Source organism: Turneriella parva DSM 21527, from assembly GCF_000266885.1.
Lineage (GTDB): Bacteria > Spirochaetota > Leptospiria > Turneriellales > Turneriellaceae > Turneriella > Turneriella parva.
In genome coordinates this window covers 4,158,541-4,173,269 of sequence record NC_018020.1, presented here as the reverse complement: position 1 = coordinate 4,173,269, position 14,729 = coordinate 4,158,541, and the positions used below count along the sequence as shown (strand labels likewise).

Sequence of the window (14,729 nt, the reverse complement as noted above, 5' to 3'; positions counted from 1 at the left end):
GCTCTGCCCAAAAATCTGCGAACCGCGCTGAGCGGCGAATCTTTAGACAGCCCCTTTTCTTTTTTTGATTGCGGCGTTATCGCAGGCCTGCTACGGCAGGCCATGCCAGAATCCATTACGGTAACGTTTTCTCTGCACGCAGCCGCAAAAGACATCTATAATGCGTGGCTTGACTCTGATGAGCACACGGCAATGACCGGCGAAAAAGCGACCGCATCGCGCGAAGTCGGCGGTGAATTCAGCGCCTGGAACGGTTACATTACGGGCAAAAATCTGCTGTTGATTCCGGGAAAGAAAATCGTGCAGAGCTGGCGTTCGTCTGAGTTTCCTGACGACGCGCCTGACTCGGTGCTTTCGATTCAGCTGATTGAAAACCAGGGCATCACTGAAGTCGATCTCGAGCACAAAGACATACCGCCGGGCCAGGGGCTGCAATACCGGGCCGGCTGGATAGACTATTATGCCAACCCGATGCAGAAATATTTCGCAGTACGGGGTAGATCCTCATCTGTAAAAAAGCCTGCACGCAAGGCACTGCCGGCACGCAAAAGTGGGGGAGTCAAAAAGACCAAAAAACAAGCGGCGTCTGCAAAAAAGTCTGGTGCCAAAAAAAGTAAGGGTATCGCTCGCCCGAAAAAGACAGCTGCGGCCAAAAAGAAGGTAGCCGCCACAAAGCCGACTCGGCGTAAGTCAGCGCGAAGAAGGTAAACGAATGGGTGATAATGCAAAATTTGAGAATCTGATAGCGCTGGCGGTACCGGTCTTTTTTATTTCCATTGCGATAGAAATCGTCGCGTCGCTGCTCATGAAACGCAAGGTTTACCGGTTCAATGACTCGGTTTCAGATCTCAGCGCCGGTATGCTGCAAGAGCTGGTGGGGGTTTTTACCAAGGTACTGCTCTTCGGTGTCTATATTATGCTCTTCGACGCGGTGCATAGGCCGGCGAATGCCGTGCCGGGTCAGGCATATGGTATACCGGTCAACATCGTCACATGGATCGTTGTCTTTTTACTCGTCGATTTTGTCTATTACTGGTTTCACCGCAATTCACACAATATTGCCGTGATCTGGGGTTCGCACGAAGCGCACCATTCAAGCCAGGAATACAACCTTTCGGTTGCGCTGCGCCAGGGCGCCTTTCAGCGCCTGTTTTCTTTTCCCTATTACCTGCCCATGGCGCTCGTCGGTTTTTCACCGGTGCAGTTTATGGTCTGCTCGCAGATCAATACCCTGTACCAGTTCTTTATCCACACGCGCCTCGTGAAAAAACTGGGTTTTCTCGAATACTTCATGAACACACCATCGCACCACCGCGTGCACCACGGCGTGAACCCCAAATACATCGATAAAAATCACGCGGGCATGCTGATCATCTGGGATAAAATGTTCGGCACTTTTCAGCCCGAAGACGAAGAGCCTTATTACGGCACAGTGAAGCCCCTGACGACGTTCAACCCGGTTTGGGCGCAGCTACACTACTGGTGGCACCTGATTCAGCTGTCGCGGCAGAGCCGTGGCCTCGACAAGATTAAAGTCTGGTTTAAGGGCCCGGGCTGGAAACCCGAATATCTCGGTGGCAAAGCGATGATTCCCGAAATTAATCCGAATAGCTACCAGAAATACGACGCGCCAAACCTGCCTTCGCTCAAGGCCTATGCCGGTGTCGTGTTCGCGATGACGCTTCCGGTCTTTCTGATTATGCAGCAGACCAAAGGTTTGCCGCTTTTGCAGCAGGCAATTCTGGCTCTGCCGGCGATTATTGGCCTTGCGGCTACCGGTGGATTAATGATGCGCAAGAAATGGGGGCTCATTGTCGAGTTGGTACGCATTCCCATGTTTTTTCTTCTGGTACTCGGTATTGCGAGTCTGCTGCGGCGAGACCTGATGCTGACGACGGTATCGGTTTTCGCCGTTGTGACGGTGCTGCAGCTCGCCTGGCTATTACGCGAATACCGCCAGCGTTCAGTACTGCAGTTTAACTGACGCCAAGCGGCCATAATGCTTTCCCGTGAGTGTGACAACGCGAAACTACCCCATATTTCAACTACGGAGACCTAAATGAAAAAAATCAGAATCACGGCCGTGGCGGGCATTCTCGCCCTGATCGCGCTCGCCTGTGGCAGCGACAAATCGCAATGGCTATGGAAAATTGAAGGCAAATCAGTCAGCATGAAGCAGCTCGATGAAGCCTACAGCGGCTTCGGTGTTCTCATGAAAGAACAGCTGCAACAGAGAATGGGGCGTTTTATTCCCGAAGAAGAGTTTAAGCAACTGCTCGAAGATCCCGATCGTTCGGGTAACCCGCAGCTCGCAGAAATGTTCAAGAGTTTCGGTAAAGACCTGTTCTCTGAGCAATACAAAGATATGCTGATTCTCAACATGGAAGCGCAGAAAGACGGCTATGCACGTCGCCCAGAAGTAAAGGCAAAACTCGAGTTTTTGCAGAAGTACTTTCTGGCGAACATGTACCTGTTTGACCTGCTGAAACTGCAAGAGATCAAGATCAGCGACGCAGAGGCTTATGCCGCGTGGGAAAAGGCCAAACGCGAAGACGCGCGTCTGAAGACGATTCCGGTTGATCAGGGTCTCGAAATGATCAAGGGTCGCATGGTTATGGCTTCAGCGATGGAAAAGCAGCGCACCCTGCTGAAGAATGCGACGCAGAAATACCGTATCGAAACCAACAAAGATTTTGATATTGCGACCTACGTTAAAGAGCAGCGTGAAGAAGCGCGTAAAAAGCGTGAAGCCGCAGCAGCGGCCCCTGCACCTGCGCCCGAAGAACCCAAGAAGTAATTTCGTATCAGGGGCCGCCGAGTCTGTGCGGCCCTTTCAATTCTCATCAACGTTTTGCGGGTAAATCGCCAAGAACGCGGTGATGTGTCTCGGGTAAAAACCGCTTGAACGCTGGCGAAAATTCGTTCAGAGTGAGCGAATGCCGTTTTAATACCCGGCCCAGCGTCTCCGCATTCGATTTTGGCCCACCCCCGTGCAGATAGTGCAGAATACGCTCCGTGGTGAATTCGGTGACGACCTGCTCTACCAGCTCTTTTTCGACGCTTATGCGGCGGTTTCCACAAGCAGAGGTTAAGAGCAGGCAGCTGCTGGCAGCAAATGCTATCGCCGTGCGCGCGAGCCTAATCGAGACTTTCATAAAATTGTATGCGCTCAAAGGCGCTATCAGCTGAAAACGATTTTTCTGCCCGGGAATAACTTTCCTGAAAGGCGGTGGTTGACGGCATTCCCCGCCGGTTCTTGCGCTGAAAGAAATCGTAGAGCAGGGCGGTTCTCATCGGCACGGGGGCCGCTGCGGGCAGAGTGATCGCCGAAAGATCACTGCGCCAGCCCAGCGTCAGCAGCATCTGCGCGGCCATGGGTGACGTGCGGGCGCCTTCATCGATCACCAGGTTAGTGCTGCGCCATGGGCAACGCTGCAGCATGGTCGTGCGGGTGCCCCCGTTCAAGAGTAGCGTATCGTTGGCAGGTACGGTTTCGAGGCCGCAGGCATCGAGCGAATTATATTCCAGAGTCAGAGAAAAAGTGTCGGCGATTTCAGCGAATGTGGTGCGCCAGGCCCTGTCGGCGCCGCGATCGACGAAAAGGCGTGCAGGCCTTTCGCTTGTCGCGCGACAATTTTCACACCAAAAGTAGAGGGGTGCAAGATACTGCCGCTGTGCGGTAGATTTTACCTGAACCCCAAGCTTGCCGAAGTTCACGACCGCCGGGGCGGCTGAGCTGTTCTGCGACAGCCGACCGGTGGTCCTGTCGTAGAAGATTTCCACATTATCGCCGCCGTAGCGCAGTGAATGTTGCACCCTGAACGCTTCAGGTGCAGAAGGTTCGGGACGTACCTGATCGAGCGCACGGCCTGAATTGTGCCGGGAAAGCCGGGCGGCATCGGGGGGCACAAAAAGATTCAGCGGAGCGCCGCGGGTGATTCTTGCAGCGTAATTTCTGTGCAGCGCGGTGAATATTTTCAACGCCTGCCGGCTCTCGAGTTTCTGCGGCAATAGTGCGATAAGTTCGGCATCGGCGATTTCAGGCGCCACTATGCCCCAGTCGAGAAACAGAAAATCAGCCGGGTAATCTGGCGCGAGCTGCAGGTAGGCCGTGACCGCATTCGCTGCTACAGGGCCCTTGGGCCGCGCACCAATCAATAGCTGGTGGTTCAGCAAAAGCCGCAGCAAATCAGAACCGGCTGCCATTTTCTCAGTCAGTCGCCGGTCTGCATAGGCCGCTATCGCCGAAATTTCGCTACCCGCACCCGGGGTTGTAACAATGGCCTGCCACCAAAGGCGGTCATGGCCCAGCCCGCAGTTTTCATAGAAGAGTCGCGCTTTGACGCGCCATTCGGGTTCCATTTCGAGCGTGTCGGTGAATTCGTTTGCTGCCGGGCAGCGGCGGTCATGCAGAAACGCAAACATCAGGCTGCGCAGCTGCTGGTCACGCAGCGAACGGCGCAGGGCAACACGCTCTTCATTGGCTGTCACGCCCGATTCAAAGATCGCCTGCAGGTGTTCAGCGGTTTGCTTTGCCGTGCGTTCTGCACTTTCGTATTGGCGGCGAAGCAGCTGCAGGTTCTGCAACAGCACACTGTGCCTGATGTAGTTGATCTGGTTTTCGGCGAGTTTTTGATCATTCGACCTGAGCGCCGCTTCGCAGATCTTTTCTGCCTCGTCATAGGCGGCGGTTGCCACGTAGATGCGCGCGGCCGCCAGCGGGTCAAGCTGGTCACCCTGCCTTTGGTAGAGGTCATCGGCCATAGCCCGCGCCCTGCCGAGATTGCCATGGTGAATGTTCTCGAATATGCGAAACAAAAAGGCGCGCCGGTTCCAGTAGTTTTTGCCGCCACCAGACTCCAGGCTGCTTCGCTCAGCGAAACGATCGGCTTTTTCGAGTGCGTTGAGCTGGCGCGCCTGCCTGATCTTCAGCGCGTCTTGCAGAAGTGAAACAAAGGCGAAGAGATCCGCGTCTTTCTGCCGAATAGAGGCGGATAACTGGCGTTCTGCGTTGGCGAGGGCAGGTTCGATTGCTTCAAAATCGATCTTGCCCGATTCGTGCGCTCTGAGGCCCGATTCAAGGTAGAGCTGCAGTGAGCAGAGTACGAAATCCTGAAAGGTTTCGCGGTTTTCACCCCACGGCAAATCTTTCGCGACGAGCCCCTGCGGCAACCGCGGCCAGTCGTACTTGCCGCGCAGCGACGCGTACGCAATCGTCAGCGCAGATTCTGCCTTTTTGAAGTATTGTTCTGCATCGCCGCTCTCGCCGCGCAGCGCGAAATAGTTAGCGATTGCAATCTGCCGCTGAAATTCGGCAAAAGGCCCCTCTTGAAAAAGCAGGTTCCAGTTTCCCTGCGCCATGATCGAATCGATGAGCCGTTTGGGTAATGAGGATGCAAAACGTATCGCACCTTTTTCACGCCACGGAACAGCCTCGGCGCGCACGCCGAGGGCCAGCATTACGCAGAGGGAGAATCGGGCGATTTCCCTCTGCATGGTAACAGGTCAGGCGGCTTTGAGACCCAAAGCGCGCGCGAGCAGCGCACGCGCGATTACCCGAAGCGCGAGCACTTCTTCTGCGCCTTCAAAAATGCTAAAGACGCGCGCATCGACGAAAAGACGTGAAACTTCATACTCTTCTGCGTAACCCATACCGCCGTGAATCTGCAATGCTTCACGCGTGACCCATTCAGCGATGCGGCACGAATAGAACTTCACGAGTGAAGCTTCCATCTGCCCTTCGTGCTTATCCATGAGGCGTGCGGATTTATAAGTCATCTGGCGTACGGCCTGTGTAATCGCCGCCATTTTCGCAATCTTATGGCGGTTGATACCGTAAGCCGCGATTGGCTTGCCGAAGATTTTGCGATCCATAGCATACTGCAGCGCTTTTTCGACTGCAGCCTGCATCACACCGGTTGCGCGTGCAGCGGTCTGCAATCTGCCGCCGGCAAAGCCTGCCATCTGCAGGTAGAAACCTTTACCGAGGCCGGCTTCGCCGCCGACGAGGTTTGCATCGGGTACAAAGTAGTCTTCGAACACCACTTCGTACGAGTGCATGCCGCGGTAGCCAATCGTCGAGATCGCCTTACCATGCATACGCCCGCCTTCTGGCTGCGTGTAATCGAATTCATGGTCGCGCGTGGGCGCCTTTTCGGCGAGCAAAATAGAAAGCCCGCGATGTTTGAGCGACATGTCGGGGTTTGTGCGCACGAGAACGAGCAGCACATCGGCCATACCGGCAAATGTACACCAGGTTTTGACGCCGTTGATTTTCCAGCCGCCGTCGACTTTGACAGCCGCAACTTTCATGCCGGCTACATCAGAACCAAAATCGGGTTCAGTCACCGCTACAGCACATTTTTTCTCACCCGATGCCAAAAGCGGTAGCCATTTCTGCTTCTGTTCTTCAGTGCCGCCCGCGGCGATTGCCTTGGCGACAATTTCAGGTCGGGTAATGAGACTACCCGCAACACCGACGCTGCCGCGTGACAGCTCTTCAGTGACCACCGCCATCGATGTGTGGTCGGGGTTTGCTTCAGATTGAAATCCGCCATAGGTGTCGGCGATCGAAAGCCCAAAGCAGCCCATCTCGGCGAGGCCGTCGATGATTTCATCGGGAATCGTGAGGTCTTGACGGTGTACTTTTTCAGCGATGGGCTTCACCTGGCCTTCGGCAAACTTGCGAAAGGTGTCGGCCATCATCGCCTGGTCGTCGTTCAGGCCATAGGCGCCATAATCGCGCGTTGATGCCAGCGTGTCAGAGATTTTGCCCGCGAATTCTTCAGAGCTGAATTTTGCGATAAAGTCATAGATGTCTTTGGTGCCTAGCTCTTTTTCGGCCTGCTCAGAGGTTATGCCCATCTTATGAGCCGCGAGGCGAAAACGCGCGACGATGTCGTTCAGCGCATCGGCGATGAAGAAAAGCGAAAGGTTCTCTTCAATGCTGCCCGCACCCTTTTCGACTTTCGCAGGGTAGGCGATCATTTCATCGATCGCAAAAATTTCTGCGGCTATCCAGGCGAGGTCGTAGTTTGCGACCTGATCCTGGTCCATCTTGTCGGTTGAGATGTTATTGTTTTCAAAAGCCTTGTCAGCAAGATATTTTTCAAAGCGGTTATAGAACGCTTTGACGTTCTTGACAATGCCCTGTGCTTGGCTGAGCGACATATTATTTACCTTTGTCGACGCCGACAATGTGTACGACGTTGGTCGTCGCCGAGCCGCCGATATTGAGAGCCGCCGCAATTTTCGCGCCTTCAACCTGATTTTCGCCCGCGGTGTTCGTGAGCTGCTTGTAGACATCGAGCAGCTGGCGTGAGCCCGTTGCACCGACCGGGTGGCCGGCGCCGATCAGCCCGCCTGAAGGGTTGAACGGCAGCTTACCGCCGATACGAATATCACCGTTGTCGATTGCCTTGTAGGCTTCACCGGGTGCAGTCAGACCGAAATGTTCGATCGCCGCATATTCAGAGGTGGTGAAGCAGTCGTGCGTCTCGACCAGATCGAGATCTTTCGGACCTTTGATGCCGGCGCGCTTATACGCATCGACAATTGCTTTTCGCGTGTGCGGCAGAATGTAGCCACCTTCTTTTTTCGCGGCGTAAGCCTCTTCAGTCTTGATGTCGAACAGCATCGGTGCCGTTGCGTGGCCCCAGCCCATAATATAGGGAATGTTCTTGAGCTTCAGGCCGTGCTGCTTGGCGTAACGCTTCGCAAACTTTTCTGAGGCGAGAAACGTGACCGCCGCGCCATCTGTTACCTGCGAGCAGTCGGTGATGTGAATGATGCCGCCGACTTCCATGTTGAAGTTACCACGCGAGAGCGCGTGCTGCTTGTTCATGTACCATTCGCGAGTCTGGGCCAGAGGGTTTTTGCGCGCGTTTTCGTAGTTGATGGCCGAAATTTCTGCGAGGTGGTCGTATTTCAGGCCATAGAGTTCTTCGTAAACGGTGCCGAGGCGACCGAAAAGTTTGGGAAAGGGAAACTGCACGCCCTTCGCTTCTTTGTCGTACCATGCCGCAGTGCCGAGAAAGTCACCGCCGGTCTTTGAATCAACGGATTTCATCATTTCAATGCCGACAACCATCGAAAGGTCGTAGTGGCCGGCTTCGATTTCGGTGCGGGCAACGAGCGTTGAAATAGCGCCCGATGCGCAAGCGGCTTCGTGGCGGCTTGTGGGCACACCGCGCAGCTTCTCGCTATAGTTCACGGTCATCGCGCCGAGGTGGCCCTGCATTGTGTAGAGCTCGCCGGCAAAGTTGCCGACGTGAATCGAACCCACATCTGCCGGGTCGATATTGGTCGCTGCAAACGCACCGTCCATTGCTTCGTGCATGAGTGCCTGAATCGTTTTACCTTCTTTCGCCCAGTTGCGGGCGAAGTCTGTCTGGTAGCCGCCGAGAATGTAAACTTTCTTATTTTTTGCCATTGGAGTCTCCTTCTTATCTACCGATCAGAAATTTACTGACGTCTGCCACGCGGCAGATTTTACCCTTATCTTTGATGCCTTTGAGTTGTGCGGGTGCGGTGAGGCCTGCCTTTTCAATCATCGCCACGGTTTCTTTGACACCGCCGAAGAGGTCAACCCAGCCAGAGGGGGGCAGCCATGAAAAGCCCGAAGACATGACACGGTCGATGCCGTGAATGCCGTCGGCCTCGGGAGTAACTTCGCCAATGCGCGCGAAGCTGTAAGCGACGTAGCCCAGAATGAAGTGGCGCACGAGTTCGCCTTCTGCGCCGGGCGCTGTTTTGATGAGTTCAATCGCACGCGCATACATGCCGTCTTGAATCGCCTGTTTGGTTTTTTCAACCCAGTCGATCTTTTCTTTTTTGGTCGGCGCAAAGCTGAGGTCAGCAATGTTGAGCGTTGTCTTGTTCTTCTCTGCGTCGCGGTTAAAGTAACCACCTTTGCCCTTTGCTTTGCGGCCGAGCATACCCTGGTCGATCATCTTCTGCATGTATGTAGGCATTTTGTACGTGTCGATACGCTCGTCTTTCACGTGCGCGACAACGTTATCGACGATTGCCTTGTGCACGTCGAGACCGACGAGGTCGATTGTCGCCAGAGGCGCCAGTGCGCGTCCGGTATATGGCCCGAGTAGGTAATCCACCTTGTCGACGCCGTGCTTTTCAGCATAGATTGCGGCTTCATTCAAGAACTGAAAGCCAATGCGGTTACCCGCAAAAGCAGCCGTATCTTCGGTGATAATGTTCACGCGGCGCAGTACCTTTTCGCAGAAGTCGTAAACGAAATCGCGCGTCTCTTTTGGTACGTCGGGGTGAAAAATCAGCTCGTTCGCAGGCAGCTTGCCGGGGGGATTATAAAAGTGTGTGCCCATGAACGACTGTCGAAAGTCGTCTGTGCGGCCTTCGCCCATTTTGCGAATCGAGAGGCCCGATGAAACCGTGCTGACAATTGCGCCGGGTTTCTTGAGCTTTTCGATTTTTGCGAAGAATTCATTTTTGATTGCCATATCTTCGGCGAGGCCTTCGAAGATCCAGTCGCAGGTAGGTATTTCTTTTTCGAGATCGTCGTAGCTTGCAGCCTTGATGTATTTGCGCAGCACGTCTGACCGGGCCTGACCGACTGCGGCTTCGAGGCCTGCGGTCGCCTTATCGAGTGACCGTGCGAAAAAAACGCATTCGATGTCTGCCTGGGCGAAAATGCCGCCTGAAAGTGAACCCATATTGCCCGAAGCGCCGAGCACCCCGACCTTCTTGATAACGCGCGTAGATTTAGCCATTGCTGCTCCCTGTCCGTTTTATGGAAAAAACCGCCTGCGGCACTCTTGCCATAGGTGGATTTCTCCCTTATATAAGGCCAGAATGCACTTTGGCGACCCGGCTCTTCCCGCCTTAATGGGGCTTTGAAACAGTGCGACAAGCAAAAGCCGCATGGGGCTGCGCGGCAGGTCGCCGTATTGGATATTTCAGCTCCAAGGCGAAACGACGAAATTCAGGAAAAGCGGGCCAAAGCCCGTTCATACAGCGATTTTCGCGCGGAAAATCGCGGGTCTTTTCCTGAATTTCGTCGTATTGCGACCTGTCGCGCAACCTGTTTTTCTGTGGACGCGCTCGCCTCGCTCTGCTCCTTTACTCCATGCTGAAAATGTGGCAGCTGCATCTGTGGCTCGGGGTGATATTTACCGGGGCCTCGTTTTATGGTACGGCGACCCCACTCACCGCAGCCGAGGCACCGGCCGCTAAAAACTCTGCATCCTCACCTGTTGCCAAAATTGACGAGCGCGAGGTGATGCTCAGAAACCTGATCGACGCCGGCGTGCTGATGCTCGAGGGCAAGGCATACGAACAGTTCATTCAGGCATTCGTTTCGCCCGAAGACCGGCGCCGGTTCGAGCAGGCATACGCCAAACAGGGCGGCATCAACTATGAAGTCTGGGGCAGTGAGAAGGGCGTTAAGCTTCTCAATGTGCTGAAACAGATTTCTGTAAAAGATATTGTGATCAGAGACAACAAGGCTTGCTACCGTACTGACGCAGCCCCTTCGGGTACATTTTCATTCGCGTATACGAAGGGCGCCTGGTATATCGAAAACCAGGCAAAGTGCGCTGTCGATAAGCCTGCGCCGACACCCGACGAACAAATCAAGGCTGTCCCGTAACCCGGAAGACCAGCGTCGGCCTCGGCATTTGCGTGCGCAAACGCCTGTTAAAGCGGCCGAAACGGCCTGCCGCCGCTCGTCTCGCAACAGCGCATGCATGCCAAATCACCGGGTTGCGGGACAGCCTAAAACAGATATAAACCCGTTAAACCTTAGCCTGAACACTGCTCGCGCAGTTTGTCTTTTTCGATCACCACGCGCGCGCGGCAGGTTGAATCTTCGCATTCGACCACGCGTTTCTTCTGGTTTTCGACGCGAAACCGCGCGATACCTTCGTCTGTGTTCTGTGCCGCGCAGAATTTTGTCCAATGGCTCATCGCGTCGATAATTGCGGCTTCTTTCGCCATTGCCTGCCGTTGTACCTGCGGCAAAGAGGCGTTTGCATGGCCTTCACCTACGAGCTGCAGCTGGTTTTCGCCACGAAAACCCTCGCGCCATCCACCGGTCGCGCACGCGAGCGAGCTTGCGCAGAACGGCAGAAAAATGCCCGTGACGAGCAGGCTGGCACTCATGGTCATTCGCTTCATGGTCATTAGACGTCTGCCTTTACCAAACGATCGATTTTTAGCGCCGTCTGAACAAAGTTTTCAAAGTCTTTCAGATAGAGCTGGTTCGTCGCGTCCGATTTTGCCTCAGGCGGGTTGGGATGTATCTCTGCGAAGATACCATCTAACCCCACGGCAACGGCTGCGCGCATTAATGGAAAAGCCATTCGTCTGTCGCCGCCAGAAGTTTTGCCACCACCGGGCAGCTGTGTCGAATGTGTCGCGTCGAATACGACATGTAGCCCGGCGCTGCGCATAATTTCAAAGGCGCGCATGTCGACGACGAGGTTGTTGTAACCAAATGTGTAGCCGCGTTCGCACAGCGTCACCTTGTCTGAACCTGATTTGCGAAACTTGTCTGCGATCTGCAATGCATCTTCGGGGGCGACGAACTGGCCTTTCTTGATGTTCGTCCATTTGCCGGTGCGGGCGGCGGCGACAACGAGGTCGGTCTGGCGGCAGAGAAACGCCGGTATCTGCAGCATATCGACGTACTCAGCGGCGATCTCGGCTTCTTCGGGGCTGTGGATATCGGTGAGCGTCGGCAAATTATGCACTGCGGCCGCCTCTTTCAGCATTTGCAGACCTTCTCTGATGCCGGGGCCGCGAAACGAATCGATCGATGATCGGTTGGCCTTGTCAAAAGATGACTTAAATAGTATCGTTACCTGGTGCGCATCGGCAACCCGGCGCACTTCTTTTGCGACGGTCTGCAAAAGCCCGGCGCTCTCGATCACGCAGGGGCCTGCGATAAAGAACGGGGGGTTGGTACCGCCGATCTTTGAACCGGCGAGAAACTCGCGCTCTGCATTATTTGCTGCCATCATTTGTTGCTCCTATTCGGCTGTGAACGCCATGCGCACGGTGCAGCCCGCGTTCAGCTCAAATTTTTCGCCGAGCCGCTTGCCCTCGTCTTTTGACTGCGGGTGTTCGCCCCGAAACCGGGCAACCGCCCTGGCCTCTGCAGCGCGGCAATTTTCTGCAAACTGCTGAGCGGCCGGCTGCAAAAGTTTCGGCGAGACCTGCGTTTCGACGAGCTGAACATATTTGCCCCCAAGGGCCGCTCCGTCACGCCAGATATCCGCATCGCTGACGACAAACTTGCCGCCGCCGCAGCCAAAACTCAGTATGACAATCGCTGCAGAGACTGCCGGTTTCACGCTGCGGTTTCGGTGTGGCGCATGAACCAGTTCTCAAGCTCACCGGCGGGAATAGTCTTCGTTTCGGCTTCAGCAAGAATTTTACCACCGTGAATCAGAAAAATTCTGTCGGCGAACTCATGCACTTCTTTCAGAATATGGCTTGAGACGAGCACTGCATGGTCTTGCTTAAATTCGCCGAGCAGAATTTTGATGTCGCGAATCTGGCGCGGGTCGAGGTCTGCGATCGGCTCGTCGAGCAGCAGCACTTTTGGCTCGTGAATAATCGCCTGAGCAAGGCCCACGCGCTTGCGAAAGCCCGCAGAAAGCGAGGCGATATAATCGTGCCGGCGCTCGGTGAGGCCGCAGCGGGTGAGCGCCCGGTCAATCGACGCGTCTTCGGTAGCAGTGTTTTGTACCCGCAGGCGAAACATATAGCGCAAGAAGTCTTCAATCGTCATGTCGGTATAAAGTGCAGGCGTTTCGGGCAGATAACCGATATGCGTGAGCAGTGTCTCACGTTCGTCAATGATGTTCTGCCCATCTAACAGCACAGCACCAGCAGTCGGAGTGATGTAACCCGTCAGCATGCGCAGCGTTGTGGTCTTACCGGCGCCGTTGATACCCAAGAGCGCCGAGATTTCGCCTTTTTTCAGCTCGAACGATACACCGTCGACGGCGCGCCGGTGCCCGTAATGTTTTGACAGATTCTGTATCTGCAGCAAGCGGTTATTTCCTCAGTTGCAGAGTCGTCTCGGCAGTGGCAAAATCACCCGTGACGGTCGACAAGATCGAGAAGTTTTTCAGCTTTTCGAGCATGTTCGCGTAAGGTTTCAGCGAGCCGCCCTGTTTCATCTTCATCACGGCCTTATAGACCTGTTGCAGGTCGAGAAAGAAAATTCCCTGGGCCGAATCATAGGTGAGGCGCGTGAGGCGTTCGCTGAGCGTCTTGTCGCCGCCTTTCGTTGCCTTGATTGCGTTTGCTTTCGAGTTGCTCACGATAATTTCTGTTTCGCGCACCAGTATTATAACCGAAATCGGTTTTGCTTTAGGGCCGCTCATGCGGTCTTCACCCGTGATCGTGATAATCTTGCCCTCGTCGATGTCTTCATACGCGAATTTTGACTTGTTGGGCTTTTTGGCCTCGGCTTTTTTCACCATCTTCTCAACATTCTTGATGAGCTTCACCCAATTGTTTGCGGTGCCTTCTTTGATGCCGAAGGTGCCGTAAAGTTCCCAAGCCAGGATGTCTTTCGTTTTTGCCTCTGAAGGTATGTTCAGTACCTGAAAGTTGTAATTTCCGCGGAGTGAACGCAGAATATCAGCTTCGAAATCAATCGCGAGTTTGGTGTTCACATCTTGAAGCCCCTTGTTATACTTCTCGGTAAAAACAGGGCTCAGTGATTTGAAAAGTTCGATCATCGCGAGTGCATTCACTTTGATCAGCGTGTAATGAACCGGGTTGCGGGCGAGTGTGTCAGACGCGAGCGGTGCGGTTTTAACCTGCACAATCTTAGGGTAAATTTTGGTCGTGTCGCTCAGGTAACCCTCCTTGTATTTATAAGAGAAGTAAAACGAAAGTTTTTCGGCATTGGCGACAATCGCCCCACCTGAGGATTGCAGATTTTCACGAATCTCAGCCACGTAGGGTGAGTTGTCGTCAATCACGGGAGCATTCTCGTCGCCTTTGTTCAGATCGCGCTGCAGGTTGCGCAGAAGTTCACTCTGCGATTTCAGCGAAGCAACAATCAAACGGGGGTGCAGGTAGAAGGCAACCAGAGGTGCCTTATTCTGGTTACGTCCGTAAAGATGTGTGCGCATCGAAGTATAGTGCGGCGCTTTGGCGATCGGGTTTGACGCTTTCGACTGCAGCGCCTTCACCATCGCCTGATCGTTGCTGACGAGCACTGCGTTCGGCGTGCGAACGAGAAAACCCGGGTCATTCTCAGCGCCGAAGTTCAGCAAACGGCCCGGCTCAATTTCTTTGTTCACCGGCATTTGTGCCTCGGCAACCTTACCTTTCAGAAAATCGTATAGCTTCGTGTTGTTTTGAGCGGGAATAATCAGCACAAACGCCGGCTTTGACGGGGTGCCGGTACTTTCAATTTCCATATTGAGTGCAATCGCCCATGCTTCTTTGCTCGAAACACCGATCTCTTCGAGTTTTTGCGCATCGAGCAGATTCACGCCGCTCTTCTGTTCGAGGTTCGCCGCGAAAATAGACCAGACACCTTCACCAGCAACACTACCAACAAGCGTGCGCAGCGAATCCAGATTTTCGGCGATGGGACCACCTTCAATAAAAACGGCCGTATCGGCCGGGGTGCGGTCTTGCGGGGCGAGGGCAACGAGCTGCTGGGTTGCAAACGCCACCAGCAAAAGACATTTTGCGATATTCATACCGCGAAAAAAAGGCGGAGC

General features: G+C 54.3%; 14 protein-coding genes. 4 read left to right on the top strand and 10 right to left on the bottom strand.

All coding sequences use genetic code 11. The annotated features are described in order from the left end of the window. The first annotated feature begins 102 nt into the window (after positions 1–102). The 3 genes from TURPA_RS22375 to TURPA_RS20030 all read left to right on the top strand — a co-directional run bounded on the left by TURPA_RS22375 (position 103) and on the right by TURPA_RS20030 (position 2,797). On the top strand, positions 103–708 hold the full coding sequence (locus tag TURPA_RS22375) for an SRPBCC domain-containing protein (RefSeq protein ID WP_014805095.1): 606 nt from the start codon (positions 103–105) through the stop codon (positions 706–708). A gap of 4 nt (positions 709–712) precedes the next feature. Continuing rightward, positions 713–1,984, top strand: a complete 1,272-nt coding sequence (locus tag TURPA_RS20035) for a sterol desaturase family protein (RefSeq protein WP_014805094.1) — start codon at positions 713–715, stop codon at positions 1,982–1,984. Between the two features lie 75 nt (positions 1,985–2,059). After that, positions 2,060–2,797, top strand: coding sequence for a hypothetical protein (locus TURPA_RS20030; RefSeq protein WP_014805093.1), 738 nt, complete (start codon positions 2,060–2,062; stop codon positions 2,795–2,797). Between the two features lie 46 nt (positions 2,798–2,843). Here the strand turns inward: TURPA_RS20030 and TURPA_RS20025 are convergent, their stop codons facing one another. Genes TURPA_RS20025 through TURPA_RS20005 form a run of 5 tightly spaced genes read right to left on the bottom strand, consistent with a single transcriptional unit; the run spans position 2,844 to position 9,746 of the window. After that, positions 2,844–3,155, bottom strand: a complete 312-nt coding sequence (locus TURPA_RS20025) for a hypothetical protein (RefSeq protein WP_014805092.1) — start codon at positions 3,153–3,155, stop codon at positions 2,844–2,846. After that, positions 3,139–5,460: a hypothetical protein gene (locus TURPA_RS20020; RefSeq protein WP_014805091.1), complete on the bottom strand. Its 2,322-nt coding sequence runs from the start codon at positions 5,458–5,460 to the stop codon at positions 3,139–3,141. The genes TURPA_RS20025 and TURPA_RS20020 overlap by 17 nt, the downstream gene beginning before the upstream one ends. 45 nt (positions 5,461–5,505) lie before the next feature. Then, positions 5,506–7,170, bottom strand: a complete 1,665-nt coding sequence (locus TURPA_RS20015; RefSeq protein ID WP_014805090.1) for an acyl-CoA dehydrogenase family protein — start codon at positions 7,168–7,170, stop codon at positions 5,506–5,508. 1 nt (position 7,171) lies between these two features. Beyond that, positions 7,172–8,431, bottom strand: coding sequence for an acetyl-CoA acetyltransferase (locus tag TURPA_RS20010; protein WP_014805089.1), 1,260 nt, complete (start codon positions 8,429–8,431; stop codon positions 7,172–7,174). A 13-nt stretch (positions 8,432–8,444) separates the two neighbouring features. After that, complete coding sequence (locus TURPA_RS20005; protein ID WP_014805088.1) at positions 8,445–9,746, bottom strand: 3-hydroxyacyl-CoA dehydrogenase family protein; 1,302 nt, start codon at positions 9,744–9,746, stop codon at positions 8,445–8,447. A gap of 356 nt (positions 9,747–10,102) precedes the next feature. Between TURPA_RS20005 and TURPA_RS20000 the strand changes: the two genes are divergently transcribed. After that, positions 10,103–10,624: a hypothetical protein gene (locus TURPA_RS20000; RefSeq protein ID WP_014805087.1), complete on the top strand. Its 522-nt coding sequence runs from the start codon at positions 10,103–10,105 to the stop codon at positions 10,622–10,624. A gap of 152 nt (positions 10,625–10,776) precedes the next feature. Here the strand turns inward: TURPA_RS20000 and TURPA_RS19995 are convergent, their stop codons facing one another. From TURPA_RS19995 to TURPA_RS19975, 5 genes are read right to left on the bottom strand one after another with little or no spacing between them, the layout of a single operon-like run. Next, on the bottom strand, positions 10,777–11,136 hold the full coding sequence (locus tag TURPA_RS19995) for a hypothetical protein (RefSeq protein WP_157210606.1): 360 nt from the start codon (positions 11,134–11,136) through the stop codon (positions 10,777–10,779). A gap of 20 nt (positions 11,137–11,156) precedes the next feature. Continuing rightward, a complete protein-coding gene (gene kdsA, locus TURPA_RS19990) occupies positions 11,157–11,996 on the bottom strand; it encodes a 3-deoxy-8-phosphooctulonate synthase (RefSeq protein WP_014805085.1) in 840 nt (279 codons plus the stop codon). A 9-nt stretch (positions 11,997–12,005) separates the two neighbouring features. Beyond that, a complete protein-coding gene (locus tag TURPA_RS19985; RefSeq protein ID WP_014805084.1) occupies positions 12,006–12,329 on the bottom strand; it encodes a hypothetical protein in 324 nt (107 codons plus the stop codon). Further along, positions 12,326–13,033, bottom strand: a complete 708-nt coding sequence (locus tag TURPA_RS19980; protein ID WP_014805083.1) for an ABC transporter ATP-binding protein — start codon at positions 13,031–13,033, stop codon at positions 12,326–12,328. The genes TURPA_RS19985 and TURPA_RS19980 overlap by 4 nt, the downstream gene beginning before the upstream one ends. 4 nt (positions 13,034–13,037) lie before the next feature. Further along, complete coding sequence (locus tag TURPA_RS19975; RefSeq protein WP_014805082.1) at positions 13,038–14,708, bottom strand: hypothetical protein; 1,671 nt, start codon at positions 14,706–14,708, stop codon at positions 13,038–13,040. Between the last annotated feature and the right edge of the window lie 21 nt (positions 14,709–14,729).